This window comes from Streptomyces sp. 3MP-14, from assembly GCF_006334905.2.
Lineage (GTDB): Bacteria > Actinomycetota > Actinomycetes > Streptomycetales > Streptomycetaceae > Streptomyces > Streptomyces triticirhizae.
On record NZ_VDLZ02000012.1, the window covers coordinates 72,913 to 90,635 of the forward strand.

General features: G+C 67.6%; 13 protein-coding genes and 1 pseudogene. 5 read left to right on the plus strand and 9 right to left on the minus strand.

All coding sequences use genetic code 11. The features are described 5' to 3' along the window. Positions 1-175: 175 nt before the first annotated feature. From FH609_RS20135 to FH609_RS20150, 4 genes are all read right to left on the minus strand, one after another. Positions 176-628: an SUKH-3 domain-containing protein gene (locus FH609_RS20135; protein WP_139672525.1), complete on the minus strand. Its 453-nt coding sequence runs from the start codon at positions 626-628 to the stop codon at positions 176-178. Then, complete coding sequence (locus tag FH609_RS20140) at positions 625-5,163, minus strand: DUF6531 domain-containing protein (RefSeq protein ID WP_139672521.1); 4,539 nt, start codon at positions 5,161-5,163, stop codon at positions 625-627. The genes FH609_RS20135 and FH609_RS20140 overlap by 4 nt, the downstream gene beginning before the upstream one ends. A gap of 143 nt (positions 5,164-5,306) precedes the next feature. Beyond that, positions 5,307-5,807 (minus strand): hypothetical protein, encoded by a 501-nt coding sequence (locus FH609_RS20145; protein WP_139672518.1) that lies wholly within the window; start codon positions 5,805-5,807, stop codon positions 5,307-5,309. Between the two features lie 103 nt (positions 5,808-5,910). Continuing rightward, positions 5,911-6,402, minus strand: coding sequence for a hypothetical protein (locus tag FH609_RS20150; protein ID WP_139672515.1), 492 nt, complete (start codon positions 6,400-6,402; stop codon positions 5,911-5,913). A gap of 477 nt (positions 6,403-6,879) precedes the next feature. On the opposite strand from FH609_RS20150, the gene FH609_RS20155 reads away from it, so the two are divergent. Then, complete coding sequence (locus tag FH609_RS20155; protein WP_139672511.1) at positions 6,880-7,314, plus strand: hypothetical protein; 435 nt, start codon at positions 6,880-6,882, stop codon at positions 7,312-7,314. Positions 7,315-8,232: 918 nt separating this feature from the next. After that, entirely contained in the window at positions 8,233-11,040 is a 2,808-nt protein-coding gene (fxsT, locus tag FH609_RS20160; protein ID WP_139672508.1) for an FxSxx-COOH system tetratricopeptide repeat protein, read from the plus strand. Between the two features lie 286 nt (positions 11,041-11,326). Here the strand turns inward: fxsT and FH609_RS31790 are convergent, their stop codons facing one another. From FH609_RS31790 to FH609_RS20180, 5 genes are all read right to left on the minus strand, one after another. Then, positions 11,327-13,243 (minus strand): hypothetical protein, encoded by a 1,917-nt coding sequence (locus FH609_RS31790; RefSeq protein WP_226961830.1) that lies wholly within the window; start codon positions 13,241-13,243, stop codon positions 11,327-11,329. 44 nt (positions 13,244-13,287) lie between these two features. Next, complete coding sequence (locus tag FH609_RS20170) at positions 13,288-13,467, minus strand: hypothetical protein (protein WP_319789610.1); 180 nt, start codon at positions 13,465-13,467, stop codon at positions 13,288-13,290. Between the two features lie 290 nt (positions 13,468-13,757). Then, complete coding sequence (locus FH609_RS31795; RefSeq protein ID WP_226961831.1) at positions 13,758-13,967, minus strand: hypothetical protein; 210 nt, start codon at positions 13,965-13,967, stop codon at positions 13,758-13,760. Between the two features lie 3 nt (positions 13,968-13,970). Further along, positions 13,971-14,423: a hypothetical protein gene (locus FH609_RS31800; RefSeq protein WP_226961832.1), complete on the minus strand. Its 453-nt coding sequence runs from the start codon at positions 14,421-14,423 to the stop codon at positions 13,971-13,973. A 130-nt stretch (positions 14,424-14,553) separates the two neighbouring features. Beyond that, complete coding sequence (locus FH609_RS20180) at positions 14,554-14,985, minus strand: NUDIX hydrolase (RefSeq protein ID WP_139672505.1); 432 nt, start codon at positions 14,983-14,985, stop codon at positions 14,554-14,556. A gap of 85 nt (positions 14,986-15,070) precedes the next feature. Between FH609_RS20180 and FH609_RS20185 the strand changes: the two genes are divergently transcribed. The 3 genes and pseudogenes from FH609_RS20185 (at position 15,071) to FH609_RS20195 (ending at position 17,719) form a co-directional block, all read left to right on the plus strand. Then, entirely contained in the window at positions 15,071-15,859 is a 789-nt protein-coding gene (locus FH609_RS20185) for a GntR family transcriptional regulator (RefSeq protein ID WP_139672502.1), read from the plus strand. A 153-nt stretch (positions 15,860-16,012) separates the two neighbouring features. Further along, positions 16,013-16,386: pseudogene (locus tag FH609_RS20190) on the plus strand (hypothetical protein). A 1-nt stretch (position 16,387) separates the two neighbouring features. Beyond that, complete coding sequence (locus FH609_RS20195) at positions 16,388-17,719, plus strand: FtsK/SpoIIIE domain-containing protein (protein WP_139672499.1); 1,332 nt, start codon at positions 16,388-16,390, stop codon at positions 17,717-17,719. Positions 17,720-17,723: the final 4 nt, after the last annotated feature.

Below are 17,723 nucleotides of genomic sequence, written 5' to 3' on the forward strand. Positions count from 1 at the left end.
GGGGCCGCCGGCGCCCCATCCATCTCGGATGCCGGCGGGGGCCGGCGGCCTCACCCCACGCCGCCCGGGGACGCCCCGCCCCGCCCTCAGTTCGCCCGCTAGGTGCTGTCCGCCCGGTGAGACATACCTTGCTGGTGCATTCGACTGCGGGAAGGATGAGCCGGCAGAGTTCCTGTCAGGAGTTGCGACGCTCAACTTCCACGAGTCGCTCAAGAGCGGCGTCCGGTGTTTCCGCTACAAGTTGGACGTAGTCCAAGCCCGAGTACATCGCGCCCTTCGGTGACAGGCCGAGATAGATTCCACCTCGATCGGTAGCGCCCACAGGGTAGAGCGGCACACCCGCCTGCTCGCCGAGAACGTCGAAGATCTCCTCCTCCCACTCGGCCGCGAGCGGATCGAGGACGAAGGGCGTGCGTCCAAGTGCACTCATCGCAGGGGCACGTTCGACCTGAAGACCTCCGAACTCTTGCAGGAAGACACGCGCCGCCCGATGGATCTCGAATCCGCCGCGCTCTTCGAGAGCAGCCTCCCAGTGCGCCGTTTCCACCTGCCGCCCCGGGAACCAGCCGGCAGCGCGAAGGGCCCGCTCCGTGTTCTCTGACCATCTGTGCGTTTCCTGAGTCGTCATGGTCGCCTTAATCCGTTGATTCCGAATTGATCGAGCACGTGCTGACACGAGTCGCAGATTGGTTTGATCTCACCGTGGCGAGGATTACCTTCCGCGCGTACGTTCACCGCCGCCATGGTGCCTCCCCGTGGGTCGACTCCGGCGTTGAGTGCGTCGCTAAGCGCTTCGGCCTCTCCGCATCGACTGTGTTGGTTGCCGACATCCTCTCGGATCGCCGCCGGAACCCGGTCGTAGGCCGCCCGGACGTCCGGGTGGAGGTTGTGGTCGCCGCCGCCCTTGATGCTGGCGCCGGTGAACGTGTGTTGGTTCCCCGCGGCGTCGGTGACGGTGAGGCCGGCGGAGCTGGTGGGACGCGTGTGCTTGTTCGCACCCGGGCGGGCCTGTTCGAGGTTGGCGCGCTCGCGCGCCGCCGCGAGGGCGCGTTCGCAGTCGGGGGCGAGGCCGAACGGGTCGACGGCGGTCTGGGGGTTGTCGACATAGCCGCGCGGATTGGGGCCGGGGGCGAGGCCGAGGGGGTCGAGGGTGGCGTACTGGCCGGTGTCGGGGTCGTAGTGGCGTTGGTAGTTGTAGTGCAGGCCGGATTCGGCGTCGGCGTACTGTCCCGGGAAGCGCAGGGGGCAGTAGGCGCGTTGGTCGCCTGGCCGCGTGCGGGGGGCGCCCCAGACGGTGGCGTGCTGCTGCCAGGCGATCTCGCCTGTCTCGTCGAGGAGTTCGGTGGGTGTGCCGACGAGATCGGCGACGATGCCGTAGAAGCGTTCGTCGATCCACTCCTGGGGGCGGTCCCGGAGAGCGACGCTCTCGATCTGGGTGACGGGTGTGAACCGGTCCTGTTCCCAGTCCCAGACGGTGCGTCGGACGTCGCCTTCGGCGGTGGTCTCGGCCTGTTCGGCGGGGACGAAGCGGTCCCAGTGGAACCGGGTCTCCGACTCGACGGTCTCGCCGTCGGCCGCCATGCGGCGTTTGGCGAGGCGGCGGCCGAAGGGGTCGTAGAGGTAGGTCCAGCGGGTGCCGTCCGGGGTGGTGAGCGCGACGAGCCGGTCCTGGCTGTCCCAGGTGTAGTGCCAGACGTCGGCCTTCCGGGAGAGGCGCTTGCGGCGGCGGACGACGACGCGCCCCTGGGCGTCATGTTGGTAGCTGATGTCGGACCGGCGGCGTTCCGGCCCCTCGCCGCCCTGGATCAGTTCGGCGTCGGCGAGGTCCCCTGCCGCGTCGTAGGCGTAGCGTTCCGTCCACCCTGCCGCCCGCACGCCGGTGATCCGGCCCCGGTCGTCGAGGTCGATGGAACGGTCGCCGCCGAGGCGGTCGACGATGGCGCTGACCGCGCCGTCGGGGCGGTAGGTGTAGGCGCGGTGTTGCAGCGATCGCCCGGTGGGCCCGTGACCCGCGTGAAGGGTCTGACTGGCCAGCTGTCCCGCGTCGTTCCAGGTCTGGCTCAGGCTGGACTCGCCAACGCGGCGTTCGACCTCGCGGCCGCTGTCGTCGTAGGCGAACGTCATGCGCCGGCCGGCGCTCTCGACGGCGGTGGGCTGGTCGCGGTCGTCGTATTCCCAGCGACTCTCATGACCCGACGGGGTGACGCGACGGATACGACGCCCGCGTGCGTCGTACTCGGAACGCACGGTTGCCCCGTTGCAGGTCTCGGCCAGGATGCGACCCAACGGGTCGCGCTCGTAGGCCAGTTCGACACCCGGGGCGTGCACGTGCCGCACCTGACCCAGCGGGTCGTAGGCGAACGTGGTCGTGCCTTCCGGGGTGTGCTGTTCGAGGATCTTGCCGCGGTGGTCGCGAACGTAGCGGATGGCCTGGCCGCTGGCGTTGGCGCGTTCCAGCAACTGACCGGCGGCGTCGTGGCGGTAGGTCCGGGTCCGCCCCTCGAAGTCGGTCTCGCGGGTCAGTCGCCCGACCGGGTCGTACGTGTAACTCCAGGTGGCGCCAGCCCCGTTGGTCACCGTGGTGACGCGCAGCTCGCTGTCATAGGTGAACCCCAGCCGGGTGCCGTCCGAGTTGATCCTGCCGCTGAGCAGGTCAAGTCCGTAGTAGGTGAACCGAGTCGCGGCGCCGTCCGGGGTCACGTGTTCGAGGAGATTGCCCTCGCCGTCGTACCGGCGGCGCTCGATCCCGCCGTCGGGGCGGACGCGCTCGGCCAACAGGCCCTCGACCGTCCAACTCGACCGTTCGACCCGCCCGTCGGGTGCGGTGCTGGCGATGACGCGACCGAACGCGTCCCGCTCCAGCCGGGTGACGGACCCCTCGGCGTCGGTGGCGGACACGGGCATCCCTGCCGCGTCGTTCTCCAGGTGCGCGCTGCGGCCGGCCGCGTCGGTGATGGTGACGACGGACCCGGTCGCGTCGTAGGTGTAGGCGATCCGGCCGCCGGTGGGGTCGGTCTCCGAGGTGAGGTTGCCCCGCTCGTCGTAGGCCATCCGCCAGACGCCGCCGTCCGGCTGGGTGACCGCGACCGGCTTGCCCAGTTCGTTGTTCTCCTGGGTGTGACGGGTTCCGTCCGGCTCCACGATCGCCGCGAGGTGACCGCCCGCGTCGTACTCGTAGGACGTGGTCCGACCCAGCGGGTCGGTCAACGACCGGAGCCGGTCATAACGGTCGTGGACGCGAGCGGTCCGCTGCCCCAACGCGTCGGTCTCGGTGACGAGTTGGTAGCTGTCGTTGAACTGGTAGACGGTGGTGTGGCCCAGCGCGTCGGTGAAGCGCGTCTGGTTCGCCTCGGTGTCGTAGGCGATGCGGCTGCTGAGCAGCCCGTCCATCCCGTCGGTGGCAACGCAACGGCCGTCTTCGTCGTACGAGTACCGGTACCAGACCCCGTTCCGGTCCTGCCAGCCGGTGATGCGGTGCTTCTCGTCATAGCTGAACTCGGTTGCGGCACCGGAGGAGTTGAAGACCTGGGTGAGGTCGCCCCGTTCGCCGTATCCGAAGCGCCGCAGCAGCGGGCGCGCGGGGTCGTTGAGCAGGTGCAGCGCGGTGATCCGGCCGTCCCGCGTCGTCACGCCGATGTGGTAGCCGCCCTGATGGACGACGTCGGTGGGTGCGCCGGACCCGTCGTACACCACATCGACGCGGTTCCCGTTGCGACTGGTGATCGCGACCAGGGGCAGTTCACTCCCCGACCGGCCCGACACGGGTGCGAAGTGCAGGAGTTCACCCGTCCGCACGCGCTCGACCACCAGCGGCGAACCCGGCCCGCTCTCCCAGCGCAGCGGCCAGCGCGGCCCTTCGACGGGGAGGACGGACTCCTCCACGTCGGGACGCGGATAGTCCAGGATCATCCCGTCCTCGGTGACCAGGCGCAGGCCGGCGGGGTCGAGGAGCAGGCGCTGGTCGAGCGTCGAGGTCCAGGACGGGCCGAACCAGCCGCCGGACCGGAAACGCGACCGGTGGTGACGCCGGAGGACCAGCGGCAGCTCGCCGGGCAACTCGACGTCGGTCTCGCTCATGACCATCTCGCCGGTGGCCATGTCGATGGGGTCGGTGCGGCAGACAAGGTCGTCCGCGCCGCGCCCGGAACGCCGCAGGCTGCGGCCGAGCCCCAACGCTCCCTGGCGCAACCCCCGCAGGCCCGTCGACGCCGCGCCCCGCAGCCCACGGGCCAACCCGCCCAGCGTCGTCAGGCCCTTCATGCCGGGGATGCAGTCGAGTGCTGCGAAGGCGACGTCGAGGAGTCCGGCTTCGCCGCGTGCGTATTTGATGAGGGTGTCGGCGAGGACGACGAGGGCGGCGGCGAGGACGACCCAGGCGAGGGGGCCGCCGATGATCATGACGACGATGCCGAGGACGGCGACGATGACCTTGCAGATCTCGACGAGGGTGTCCCAGTTGTCGGTGACCCATTTGATGGCCTTCTGCCACCATTTGCGGTTCTGGATGCCGGCGTCGCTCGCCTCGTCGATGTCGCGGGCGCATTCGCGGGCGGCTTCTTCGCGCATCTCCTGGGCGTCGAGGGCGAGTTGGCGGGCGGCGGCCAGGCGTTCCTGGGCGTCGTCGACGCGGGCTCGGGCGGCGCCGGCGGCGGCCTCGGCGGCCTGTTGGTCGCGGGCCGCCGCGCGGACGTCGGCCTCGTCCGGGGGCTCGACGTTGTCGCGTTCGCCCTCGCGTTGGAGGCGTTCGGCCTCGTCGCCGGCCCGGCCGACCCAGTCCTGCGCATCCCCGAGCGCCGACTGGGCGGCGGTGAGATCGGCCTGGGCGGAGATCGCCCGGTCCAGGGCGCGGTCGGCCATGCCCTGGGCGGTCTGGAGCTTGGGCCAGTAGGTGTGGAGTGCTTGGGCGCAAAGACTGTAGGAGTCTTCCAGCTTGGTGAGGTTGTCGGGCACGCCGTCGAACTCGCGGCGGAAGGCGTCGGCGGACAGGCCGGCCCAGTCCAGAACGGCGCGCTCGGACGCCAACCCCCGGATCTTGCCCAGCGCCTCGCCGACGTCGTCGGCGAACTCCTGGAGATCGTCGGCGAGTTCGCGGACCTCGTCCGGGTCCCCAGGCGTCGGGTCCCGGTCCATGTCCACCGGTGACCAGTCAGACGGTCGCGCCATGATCCCCCCAGGCAGTGCTCCCCAAAAGCGACCAAACACTACTCAGAGAAGGCAACGAGGAGCAACGGGTTACCAGGGGACACCGCAGCCGACGACGCGGGCGGCAGCACGACGAGGGCCTGGGTGCTGACCGTCCGGTGAGGTCAGTCGGCGGTGGGGCGCCAGCGGCGGTAGAGGGCCAGGAGGATCATCACGGGGAAGAGCGCCGCGCAGAGGACGAAGGGGCCGCCGGCGATCAGGAGGAAGAGGCCCATGAACAGCATCAGCACCAGTGGTTGGCCCCAACCGTCACCCGCGTAGGCCTGGTCCGTCCTGTTGGGTATCACCCAACTCCCCAGGTCCTTGGGGATCAGCCGCGCCTCGGCGACGCGCCCGATCTCGCAGTCCCCCACGTGCACGCGGATGTTGGTCAACGGCGCCGTGCCGTCGTCAGGGACGAAGGTGCCGAAGCAGTGCGTTCGCATACTGCCTCCCCCTCGGCCCCCTCCCTCGTACACCCGCTTGGACTCGCTGACGGTGACGGTGCCCTCCTCGCCGTGCCAGTCGAAGGCCGCCGCGATGATCCTCGCCTGCCGCACCGGAACGTCCTCGACCAGTTGCAGGACGAACCACGCCACCGGCGCGCACACCAGCCACATCAGCAACAGCGCTCCGATGTTGGCGTGTTGTGCCCCGTCCGTCAGCCACCGTCCCCGTCTCCATCCCGACCCCCGCACCCGATGCTCCCCGTTCTGTCCTGACCGCCGATCACCGTGCCCCGCCGTCCTGGCCCGCGCGGCGCCTACGGCCCTCGGGACGTCGCCTTCGGCCGTCCGGCCGTGAGGGTGTCCGGGGCACGCCTCCCGCGCGCAGCCAGGCGTCGCGCAACGCGTGGTGCAGGCGGGCCAGTTCCTTCGGGGCGTGCGGGGGCGCGTGGTGGAAGACGTTCCCGTACTGCCCCCGGTCGCCTGGCCCGAACTCGGGCCCCCGCTGGTACCCCATCCCGCCGTGGACGAACGACGGCACCCAGCGGGCGGTACCGTCCCGCATACGCAGCGCGACCCGCCACCGTCCGCCCGGCTGCGTGCTGCCCGTGCGCTGTGCGAGTTCGACCTCCACGACGTCCGCCCAGCGCACCCGACGAGTCCTGACCAGCCCCACCAGCACGGCCTCGTCGCCGCGCAGCACGAGCCCGCGCGACGCGGCTCGCCCGCATACGCCGGTCAGGACGGCCCACACCACGTACTCGGTCGGGCTCACCGACGTCTCGGGGGCGAACGGCCCACGGTCCCTCGTGGACGACCACACGCTCAGTGCGCCGCACGTGATCGCGGCCGCCGTGGCGAGCAGCCACGCGGCACATCGCGCACGGTGCCGCAGCACCCGTCGTCCAGCCAACTCCCCGCCCCCGTACGACTCGGCCGTTGTCCCCCGGCCACGCACCAGCCTGGAGCATAGCCACCCCCACCGGCCGGCCGGCGGGCAATCATCGTATGCCGGTTGACCTGAGCGAACGCCACCTCAGCCGGCAGCTTCGAACGCTTCGTCGTGCCTGTCGCTGACCGTGGTTCTCCGACCGTTCTGGCACGCGACTGGCACGCCACCGCATGTATGGGATTCCTCTGGGGCCTCCCGGCGCCGCTACCGAACCCGCGCTGCCCCGTTCTATCCCGGGAGGGGTCCCGAGAGGGTGAAAGTATCTTCCTCGCCGGGCGTCATGACCGCGGGAGTTGATGCATGGACGTCGTGTCGATGGCATTGCTAACTGGTCTTGTGCTGCTCGTCGGTTTTATCGTCGCGACGCGGCCAGCGCGCGAACCGTTCAATCTTTACACTCGTCGGCGGCGTTTTCGTTGGCCGACCATCCGATGGCCTCGCAGGACCGAAGGGGAGCTGATCAGTTATATCGAGCTGGCACGCCTGATAAACCCTCAGTTCGACTCGGTGTACAAATCCTTGGTGAACAGGCTGGTTCTCATTGGCGCGACGGCGTTGAATGACGGACGTGGTGAGGTCAGGATTATCGGGGAAAGGCTTAACAAGGCGGGTGGAGTGGACATGATGTTGGTTGCTCTTCATCATGCGGATGCCTTGAGCCAAGGGATGGGGAATGGGTACATTCTTCGCATGGTGGAAATGGCGTGGGACGGTATTGGGGAATGGCGCGGGTGATCGCGGAGGAGAAGGCGGCCATGATCTACCGGCACTCCAACCGTGAACGGCAACAGGAAATCGCCCAAAGCGTTTGACGCCCGGGTGCGGGCACAGCGTGAAGCCGCTGCCAGGAAGCGCGGCGACGGAGCATCTGGCACGGAGCTGGCACGGACCCGGCACGCGGCGGCCAACGGGCCCGGACAACAGAACGGCCCAGGTACGGGACAGCGTCCCTGACCTGGGCCTTGCCTGCGAGAGCGGGCGACGAGAATCGAACTCGCGCTCTGAGCTTGGGAATCAGCGGTGGTTGGGGCGTCACCTGTTGTCTGACCTGCGGATACACCCTTGCGGGCGGCTTCGTGAACTGCCTGAGATACCCGCCGTTGACCGCTGTGCAGCGCCCGATCTGGTGCGCATCTGGTGCGGCGAAGTGCGACCTCGTTGCGAACTGCGGGCACCACGGTTGCTGAGGTCTCCCCAGGTGGTCAGCCGGCCGTCTCGGGCTCACGCCGGCCGGCAGCGGTCGCGGTGGTTGCTGTACCCCGCTGCTGTACTGCGGGAGTATGGGTTCACCTTTCGGATGGCTGAGATGGCGGACGATGATGGGGGCCGAGTTGTTGCGGGAGGGATCGGAATGTCTTCGGTGACGCGTTGGTTATTGGTGATCGCGGGAGCGGTGATCGTGTTCGGTGGGTGCGTGTGGGTGGGTGACACGGTGTTGCCGTGGGATCGGGCTGAGCGGATCGCGGTGGGCGGCGGTGCTGGGGCGGTGGTCGCGGGTTTGCTTGGGGCGTGGGCTGCGTCGGCGCTGGCTCCCTCCTCGCCCCCGTCCCCGGCTGGTGCGGGCTCTGGGCCGGTGGCGTCGGGGGAGCGTTCGGTAGCGGTGGGGGAGAACTCGGGCGTGATCGTGATGGGTGATGGGAGCACGGTCCAGCGATGACGTCGGCGGAGAACGTGTCGGCGAGCGGGGAGCGTTCCATCGCGGCGGGCAGTAACCCAGGTGTGATGGTGTCCGGTGATGGCACCCGGGTCGATCAGCGCACGCTAGTGGTTGCTCCTGGCGCGCTGGCCCCTGGCGTGGAGGCGGACGAGCTGGCCCGGTTGCACAACCTGCCACGGGTAGATAGTGAAGTCTTCGAGGGGCGGGGCGAGGAACTGGCGGCGCTGCCCCCGGGCGGGGCAGGGATGATGGCACAGGCGGTGCGCGGGATGGGGGGTGTGGGCAAGTCCACGCTGGTGCTGCATCACGCGCGGGCGCATCTGGCGGCTGGCGGTGGGCCGGTGTGGTGGGTAGTGGCGGAGAACCCGGAGCAGGTGGTGGACGGGCTGGCGCGGCTGGCCGCGGCGGTTAGTCCGGTGCATGCCGCGCTGCCGCTGGAGGAGGCGGCGGACTGGGCGGTGACCTGGTTGCAGGGCCGCACCGGCTGGCTTGTGGTGCTGGACAACGTGAACGACCCCGACGACATCGCGCCCTGGTTGGGGCGCTTGGGAACAGGGCGGGTGCTGGTGACCACCCGCCGGGATGTGCCCTGGCCGGGTATGAGCACGGTGTTGCGACTGGATCCCTTGCACCCGGACGCCTCCTTGACGGTGCTGCGCGGCGTGGCCGGGGAAAACGTCACAGCGGACGAGAACGTATGGAGGGAGCTGGCCGAAGAACTGGGACATTTGCCGCTGGCGTTGCAGCAGGCCGGCGCCTACCTCGCGCAGACCCGTACCGCACCGGTTCGCTACCTTCAGCGCTTGCGCGCTGATCCCGCCGGCGTTCTGGCTACGTCTACCCCGGGCGGGCCACATCAGCGCACCATCGCCCGCCTGTGGTCCGTGACCCTGGACACCCTTGACAACACCAGCCCCGACGCCGTTGCGCTTCTGCGCATCCTGGCCTACTGCGCCCCCACTCCCCTACCCCGTGACGTCTTGGACACCGCCCTGACCACCCGAGAGGAGGTGGACCAAGCCCTAGGGCTCCTGCTGGCCTACAGCCTGATCAACCTGACCAACACCACCGTGACCGTCCACCGACTCCTGCAAACAGTTGTGCGCAGCACCGCACCACAGCCTGCTCCATGCGCCAGCCGCCGTCGTCGTTACTTCCCGTGGCGCCGCTCGGCCACCCCGTCCACAGCACCCCCCGACCCCAGCGCCACGATGGTCACACTGCTGCTAGACACGGCTCTCGAGCAGAACCCCCGGGAAGTGGACGCATGGCCGTACTGGCAGGCTTTGCTGCCCCATATCCGCACGGCCACTGCGTATCACTCTGCCGCCGCTATGCCGAACGAACTATCGGCTTTGCTGGGCAGGGCGGGTAACTATTTGACCGCTAGGGGGCAAGCAATGGAGGGACTGCCGCTACTTGAGCGGGCGTTGGCCATAGCCGAGGCGACGCAGGGACCCGATCACCCTGACACTGCGCAGCTGCTGAACGGACTGGCCGAGACCTTTAACAACCTGGGGCGGCACTCGGACACGCTGTTGGTGAGCGAGCGGGCGCTGGCCATCGCTGAGGTCACTCTGGGGCTCGACCACTTCGAATCGGCCGCACAACTGCACAATCTCGCGAGCGCCTTCTCCGCATTAGGTCGGCACGCTGAGGCGCTACCGCCCGCTAAACGGGCGCTAACCATCGTCGAGGCTACGCTGGGCCCCGACCACTCCACCACCGCTCGGGTGCTAGGGAATCTCGCCAGTATTTTCGCTGCGATGGGTCGGTACTCCGAGGCGCTGCCGTTGGCTGAGCGGGCGCTGGCGATCATTGAGGCGACGCTACGGCCTGACCACCCTGACACAGCTCGGGCGCTAGGACACCTGGCTCGCACACTCTCTGATTTAGGTCGGTATGCGGATGTGTTGCCGCTGCGGGAGCGGGCGCTGGCGATTGCCGAGGCCACCCTTGGCTCCGACCACCCCGACACCGCCGTGCTTCTAGGAAACCTCGCCTGCACGTTCACCGATCTAGGGCGGTATGCGGATGCGCAACCGCTTGAGGAGCGGGCGCTGGCGATTGCCGAGGCCACCCTTGGCTCCGATCACCCTGACACTGCGGAACGGGTGAATAATCTAGCAAGCACCTTCTCCGATTTGGGACGACACTCAGATGCGCTGCCGCTGAGAAAGCGGGCGCTGGCGATCACTGAGGCCACCCTGGGACCCGAACATCCCACTACTGCGGAACGGCTGAACAATCTCGCCAGTCTTTTCTTCGCCATGGGTCGGCACTCCGAGGCGCTGCCGTTGGCTGAGCGGGCACTGACGATCACTGAGGCGACGCTGGGGCCTGACCACCCCGCCACCGCGGAACGGCTGAACAATCTCGCGATTCTTTTCTTTGCCATGGGTCGGGGCTCCGAGGCGCTGCCGTTGGCTGAGCGGGCACTGACGATCACTGAGGCGACGCTAGGCTCCGAACACCCCACCACCGCTCAGCGGCTCGGCAATCTCGCCAGTATTTTCGCTGCGGTGGGTCGGGGCTCCGAGGCGCTGCCGTTGGCTGAGCGGGCACTGACGATCACTGAGGCGACGCTAGGCTCCGAACACCCCACCACCGCCCGGTACTCGGGGAACCTGGCCGGCATTTTCTTCGTGTTGGGCCGGTACTCCGAGGCGCTGCCGTTGGCTGAGCAGGCACTGACGATCACTGAGGCGAAGCTGGGGCCTGACCACCCTGCCACTGCCCCGCTACTCAAAGTCCTCGCTCTACTGGGACGCCGTACAACGGAATGCTCAGATGGGGGCAGCTAACGGGGTCGAAGGAGTGTTCCTTCGAGTGGGGCCGCGCCGCACTGACATCTGATGCGATAGCGCTAACGTACGTCGGGGTGGCGGGATTTGAACCCACGACCTCTTCGTCCCGAAGCAACTGGGTGAGGGGTATTCCTTGGGTTGGTGTGCCGCTCATCTGCGCCGATGGTCCGCACGCGTTCGCGGTTGTTCGCCGCCGTTTGCTGGCGTTGTCACGCAGTTAGACGCTCAGACAAGTTTAGCTCTGGCGGAGCGCCGCGGCCGACCTTGGGCGCAGACCACTCAGTTACCTACGAAGCTCGATCCATGCAGCTCTTACAGCATTTACGGCCCGTTGCCTCCACGAACGCGAGGGGGCACCATGCGGACTGGCCAGGGCCGCATGTACGGATGCCTCATCACGATCTACAGAATCGGCAGAAGTGATCAGAGCCAATAGCGCGAGTGCTCGCAGACCGAGGGCCGCCCTCTCACGACCTACTTCTTTCATGAATCCGTGGGCGATGAGGTTACGGACGTTCATTCCTTCTCCAAGTAGGAATGTTTCGAGAAAGCGTCTCCAGTCCGGATCGAACTCGTTCTCTGTCAACGGATCGAGGAGAACTCCCAACCCAGGGAACTGGCCGCTCCCATCGCCGACTGCCGTTCGGTACAGGGGTTCGTTGAGCTGTAGCAGAAGCGCGCGAGCTGCCGCTTCGACCTTGGGGACTGCCAGGTGAGCACTGGCTTCAAACTCACCAACCCAGTAGAATATAAAAGCCTTTGCCAGGGCTTGCGCAAAGTCCGGATGGACCCCTGAGTCAACCAGCGACATGTTCAGCTCTTCGAACGACGGAATGCCAAAGCGGGTCTTGATGAGATCCAGAGCATCCGCCAGAACGATCCCGTGCAAGTGAATGTTCATGGTCTCAACACGGATGAGCTCCCGCTGGAGGGCGTCATCATCGTCGCCAAGAACCCTCTTCGGTAGGTCGTTGTCGCCGAACATAACAGTCGTAACCAGCCGGCTAAACACAGACTCATGGAAAACTTCACGTGCCGTGCGTTCGTTAACCGCGAGCGTGCCGCTGGGCGAATCGGTATGAAACCAGTACCCCAGAGCAGCAAGCCATGTGTCCGCACGCTCGAACGGGCGCAGATAGCTGCGGAACAGGGTGTTCGGGATCTTGATCTCAGCCCCTATCGTCTTCCATTCCACAGGTGGCGCCGACTGTAGACGGGAGACTGCAACCTTCTCCAGCGCGGGCACATTTAGCTGACGCGCCCTTGAAGCTGCATTGTTCAGGTGGGCCCGGATTACGATCCCATCGGTTGCTCGATCAGCGTCGTTCAGATAGGCTGTCACCTCTGCCTCACTAGCTTTCCGAATACGCGAGTCGTCGCCCACAGCTCGTCTGCGCACCAGTCTCGCAACCTGGGCGATGATATGCGTATCGGTGTACGTCAACAATGCCCGATCGAGCAGATCGTCCACCCTCGGATCCACTGGCTGGGCATTCTTTTTCCGCTGCGGCGCCGTAAGCGTATCCAGCAGATTCACAAAAACATGGGGGGCGTCTTGGCGTCTCAGTGCGTCCTGTGCTGTATCGAACATGACGGAGGCCACTTGTTGCGTTAGTAGTATGAGCTTGACAGAGCGGGCCAGCGTCCAGGCGCGAAGCAACGCATGGCTCTGCTCGGTCATCCGGAAGTCTCCGCCGACCAAGTTAAGATAACCATGAGCGGCCTGCTCAGCCGCATCGCGAGGATTAACAAGGCGGAGGGTGAAGAGAATATCAGCGCAGCGCGCCCGTGCCGCAGGATGCGTGACGCTGCCCGCTAGCTCCCGCCACAGGGCACGAACTTCATCGTCGGAATCATTCAGTGCTCTAGGAATAGCCGGTCCATCGAGCGGCACGAGGGATGCGCCGGGCTGAGCTGATCCGAGCGGCATCACCGAAAGGTGATACGCGAAAGTCGTCACCAGTTCGCGCACCGCAGCGGGGTCGAGGGGCGGCGTCGGCTTTGCAGCGAGCTCCTGTACGTTGATACCCACCTCGAGAAAGCCCTCGGCTCCTTCGCAAGCCATGTCAACAAGCTGTGCCAAGGCCGGTACGGCAGCCGAATCATGCTGGTACGGGGTGAAGCCCGGCGCAGAAGACTGGTCACGTGACGCGCTGTCAACGGGGTGCACGTCGTGATCTTCAAATTCAACACGTTCCACTTCTTGCCCCGCTTACATCACGCGCTCGGTGTCGGCGCATTCAGTCAACCAGAGCCGAGCCTCGCACTCAAAACGGGTATTTGCGCGATCTTCTCCGCCGTCAGGCCGTTCCAGACCATGCCGCGTGGCCGGCGCCGGTTGGGGCACTGAATCACCTCGTCCGGCGTCACGATCAGGTTGGCGTAGCGGCTTTGGGGTGGCGCTGCTTTGGCGCGAGTGATCATGGCTCCGTAAGCTTGCGGCGCGTCGGGCAGTCTGTTGACCTGCCCGGTAAAGCACGACGTTGGGCCATGATCTTCGAGGCTCGCGCCAAAGTGGCTCCGTAAAGCCGTGGAGCCGACTGCCCCAGCCACGACGTACCCATTCTCTGGCGTCAGGTGGCTGATTGCTGAGTGCGCGGCACGGGCGCTGGCCGGGCCGGAGCGGGGCGGAGACAGGAGCGCAGGCCCGGCGAGGAGCCGGGCCGCGCGCGCCGCGCGGATGCGCGGCGCCCTTGATGTCGTAGAGAAGGTTGTTACTCACGCTGCCGGTGGCCGGCGGTGAAGCTGCGGGGCGCGTCGGCCTCGGCCTCGATGTCGGTGAAGGTGAAGCGGTCCAGTGTGGCGATGAGTTGGCTGGCGATGATCCATTTTATGGCGAGGTTGTCGAAGGGGATGCCTGCGGCGTCGGTGAGGACCGGGCCGTCGAGTCCGGGTTGGTAGAGGGTGCCGTGGACCCCGGCCAAGGTTCATGTGCGCACGCGTAGGGCGACGAAGAGTTGTCTCAGGTGTGGGCAGGCCCGTACAGAGAGCGTCGCGCAGGGCAGGCAGACGGGTGGGTGGGCTGTTTCCAGTCCTTGGGGCCAGTCACCAGGGTTGCCCGATGCTTCGCCCATGAGCCAGAGCACGCCGTCTTCGTTGCGATCCGCAGGGCCTCCGCAGACTTGGCACAACAGGCCGGCCATGGCGAGGCGTTGGCGTAGTGGATGGACCGCGCCGAAGTCGGGCTTGCCCTTGCCCGGGGTGGAGGGGACACGGCGCCACAGGACGCCGCCGATGTCGCGGTCGTAGGAGCGTTCGTCAGCGTAGGCCAGACGCCCGCGTCGGGTCACCACCGGCATGGCCGCATTCTGCTCGCCAGACCACTGGGTGATGTAGGGAACGGTGCCCCTGGTGGTGGTCGCCGGGCTCATCGCAGCCACCCGGTCACCGTGTTCGGGGGCTGTTTGTCGGCCCGATGGTTCTGAGGCCATTTACCTGTCTCACGTGTGCTCATATACTCGTGCATACAAGTTTTTCCGTGGTAGGCGGCTATGGGGTATGGGTTGGTTGCTAGACGAGTCGCACGCCGTCGTGCGCGCGGACGGCCGGCGGGTTGGCCCCGTCCAGGGCGTCCGTGACGCGGACCGCGTATGCCTCGTCGGCCAGCGCCGAGATTTCCTCACGGGTGGCCCAGCGCAGTTCGCTGGTCTCGTCCCCGGTCGTCGGCTGGCCGTCGATAGCCTGGCAGCGGAAGACCAGGGAGACGATCAGCCCGGTCATGTTCTTGTAGACGCCAGTCAGGGTCGCCGGCGCGGCGATCTTCACGCCGGTCTCTTCGAGGACTTCGCGTTCCAGGGCCTCGGGGATCGTCTCCCCGGCCTCCAGGACGCCCCCGGGCGGTTCCCACCTGCCGTTGTCGCGCCGCTTGATCAACAGTGCGCGTCCCAGATCGTCCACGATCACTCCAGCAACGCTGACGGAGTGCGGACGCTCACGACTCATGTTCCTCGACCCTCTCGACTGGCTAGGCTTCCCACCGTAGCAACAGAACTCGACTTCTCGTCTAGATACCTAAAGGAGTAATCACATGGCGGCACTTCCCTCCGGCGTCCTCGGCCCGCTGGACTCCACCAGTGACCGGGCGGTCTTCCGGCAGATCGCCGACCGGCTGCGCGAGGCGATCGACAAGGGACGCTTCAAGGAGGGCGCCAAGTTGCCGTCCGAGTCCGAGATGGTGGAGCACTTCGGCGTCTCCCGGATGACCGTGCGCAACGCGCTCTCCGTCCTCCAGGGCGAAGGACTGGTGCACTCCGAGCACGGCAAGGGCGTCTTCGTCCGCCCCCGACCGCCCGTCCGGCGCCTCGCCTCCGACCGGTTCGCTCGACGCCACCGGGATCAGGGCAAGTCCGCCTTCACCGCGGAGGCCGAGGCCGCCGGAAGCCGCCCCGAGGTGGACAACCTCCAGGTCAAGGAGGAACGCCCCACCCGCGACATCGCAACCAGGCTCGGCGAACCGCGCAGGGTCCTGGCCCGCCGGCGGCGTTACCTGCTGGACGGGCGACCGGTCGAGTTCGCGGCCTCGTTCCTGCCGTTGGACATCGCCCGCGATACCCCCATCGCCCAACCCAACCCAGGGCCCGGCGGGATCTACGCCCGGCTGGAAGAACTCGGCCACCGCCTCGACCACTTCGACGAAGAGGTGCGCGCCCGAATGCCCACCCCGGTCGAGGTGAAGACCCTGCATCTGGCTGCTGGCGTTCCCGTCATCCATCTCGTCCGCACTGCCTACGACACCGAGGGCCGCGCCGTCGAGGTCTGCGACACCGTGATGGCTGCCGACGCGTACGTGCTGGCCTACCAACTCCCCGCGAACTAAGCGCGACTGAGCGGGCAGCAGGAACGACTCGTACACACCAACACCCATACTCGTATAGACGAGTGGTCAGGTGTGTGGCACACTGGACCATGCCACCACGCTCGTGGGCTCACCGGGTCGCATCTTGTCTAGACGACTAGCTGTATGTGGCCGATGAGGGACGTACGAGGAGTAACGAACGTGCGTTTTACGATCCGAGTTGAGACTTCGGCCGCGACCATCCTGTTGACCGAGGAGCCGGCCCCGAAGGTCCGGGACCGGCAGACCGGGGAGATCCCCAAGGACGCGCTCAGCGGTGAGACGTTGATGAAGGTCGGCGCCTGGAGGACGGGGAGTCCTCGCTCCTCCAGGTGACCGTTCCCGAGTCCGGCGTGTCCCAGGGACTGGCCCTGGGCGGTCCGGTCGCGCTGCCGGGGCTGGTCGCCCGGCCGTGGGAGTCCGTCTTCAACGGTCAGTCCCGCCACGGCATCGCCTTCCGCGCCGCCGCCGTCACCCCAGCCGCCCTCCCGGCCTCGGCGGGAGTCTGAGATGTCCGAGCTGGTAACGCTGTTGAGCACGGGCGCCCCGGTGGCCGTTGCTGCCGGGGGCGCCGCCCTGGCGCGGGAGAGGTACCCGCGCTTGTACTGGTCGACGGTCGGCCTGCCGTGGTCGGCCGCCCGGCTGCTGGCCACCTACAGCTCGGTCATGGATGCCTGCGGCCTGACCGTTCCCCCGTCCCGGCTGAGGGCCTTGGCCGTCCGGGCGACGACGCGCCGCGAGGTACGGCCCGTTCCACCTCGCCGGGACTTGGTCCGTCCGACGGCCACGGGGCTGCGGGTCCGACTGCGACTCGCCCCCGGGCAGGAAGTCGCCGACCTGGCCGCCGCGACCGAACGACTCCGGCACGCGTGGAGCGTTCACGCCCACGTCGCCGAGGTCAAGCCTGGGGTGGCGGAACTGCGCCTGGTCGGCTTCGACGTACTCAACGACGTACGGATGCCGAGGACGGGCGGGGGTGGGCTCCTTCGGGTGCCGGTGGCGTTGCGTGAGGATGCCACGCCGTTCGTACGTGACTACCGCGCCGTCCCGCACCAACTCACCCTCGGCGCCACGCTGTCGGGGAAGTCCATGTACCTGCGGCTTCTGGTCGCCGGGTTGGCTCCGCAGCGTGTCGCGCTGGTCGGGATCGACTGCAAGCGGGGCGTCGAGCTGGCACCGTTCGCTCCGCGCCTGTCGGCCCTGGCCACCGATCCGGCCGAGGCTGCCGAACTCCTCCCCGCACTGGTCGCGTTGATGGAGGAACGCTACGACCTCATACGCGCCCGGCAACGCGACAACGGCGCCACGTCGAATGTGTGGGGGGTGCCGGAGGAGGAGCGGCCGGTGCCGGTGGTGGTGTTCGTTGATGAGGTGGCGGAGCTGTTCCTCACGGCGACGCGGAAGGATGAGGAACGGCGGGATGAGCTGGTCACCCACCTGGTTCGCTTGGCCCAACTCGGCCGCGCCGCCGGCATCTACCTCGAAGTCTGCGGCGAGCGTTTCGGCGCCGAGCTGGGCAAGGGCGCCACCATGCTCCGCGCCCAACTCACCGGTCGTGTCTGCCACCGCGTCAACGACGAAGCCCCCGCCAAGATGGCCCTCGGCGACATCTCACCCGAAGCGGTGACTGCCGCCTGCGTCATCCCCGCCGAACGTCCCGGCCTCGCGGTGGCGGCCGACTCCTCCGGCCGCTGGGCACGGATACGCACCCCCTACCTGTCGCTGTCCGACGCTGCCACGCCCTGCGCGATCCACGCCCACCGTGCCCCGACGCTGCCGGCGCTGGCCCGCTTCCGGCCCGTGGCATCGGCGGCGGTCGAGTCGGAACCTGCGGGGAGCTGATCGC

Bases quoted from the DNA above. Each gene is read 5' to 3' on its own strand.
- FH609_RS20185 (WP_139672502.1), top strand. From the start codon at position 15,071: ATGGCGGCACTTCCCTCCGGCGTCCTCGGCCCGCTGGACTCCACCAGT.
- fxsT (WP_139672508.1), top strand. From the start codon at position 8,233: ATGACGTCGGCGGAGAACGTGTCGGCGAGCGGGGAGCGTTCCATCGCG.
- FH609_RS20135 (WP_139672525.1), bottom strand. From the start codon at position 628: ATGACGACTCAGGAAACGCACAGATGGTCAGAGAACACGGAGCGGGCC.
- FH609_RS20180 (WP_139672505.1), bottom strand. From the start codon at position 14,985: ATGAGTCGTGAGCGTCCGCACTCCGTCAGCGTTGCTGGAGTGATCGTG.
- FH609_RS20195 (WP_139672499.1), top strand. From the start codon at position 16,388: ATGTCCGAGCTGGTAACGCTGTTGAGCACGGGCGCCCCGGTGGCCGTT.
- FH609_RS20140 (WP_139672521.1), bottom strand. From the start codon at position 5,163: ATGGCGCGACCGTCTGACTGGTCACCGGTGGACATGGACCGGGACCCG.
- FH609_RS20170 (WP_319789610.1), bottom strand. From the start codon at position 13,467: ATGATCACTCGCGCCAAAGCAGCGCCACCCCAAAGCCGCTACGCCAAC.
- FH609_RS20155 (WP_139672511.1), top strand. From the start codon at position 6,880: ATGGACGTCGTGTCGATGGCATTGCTAACTGGTCTTGTGCTGCTCGTC.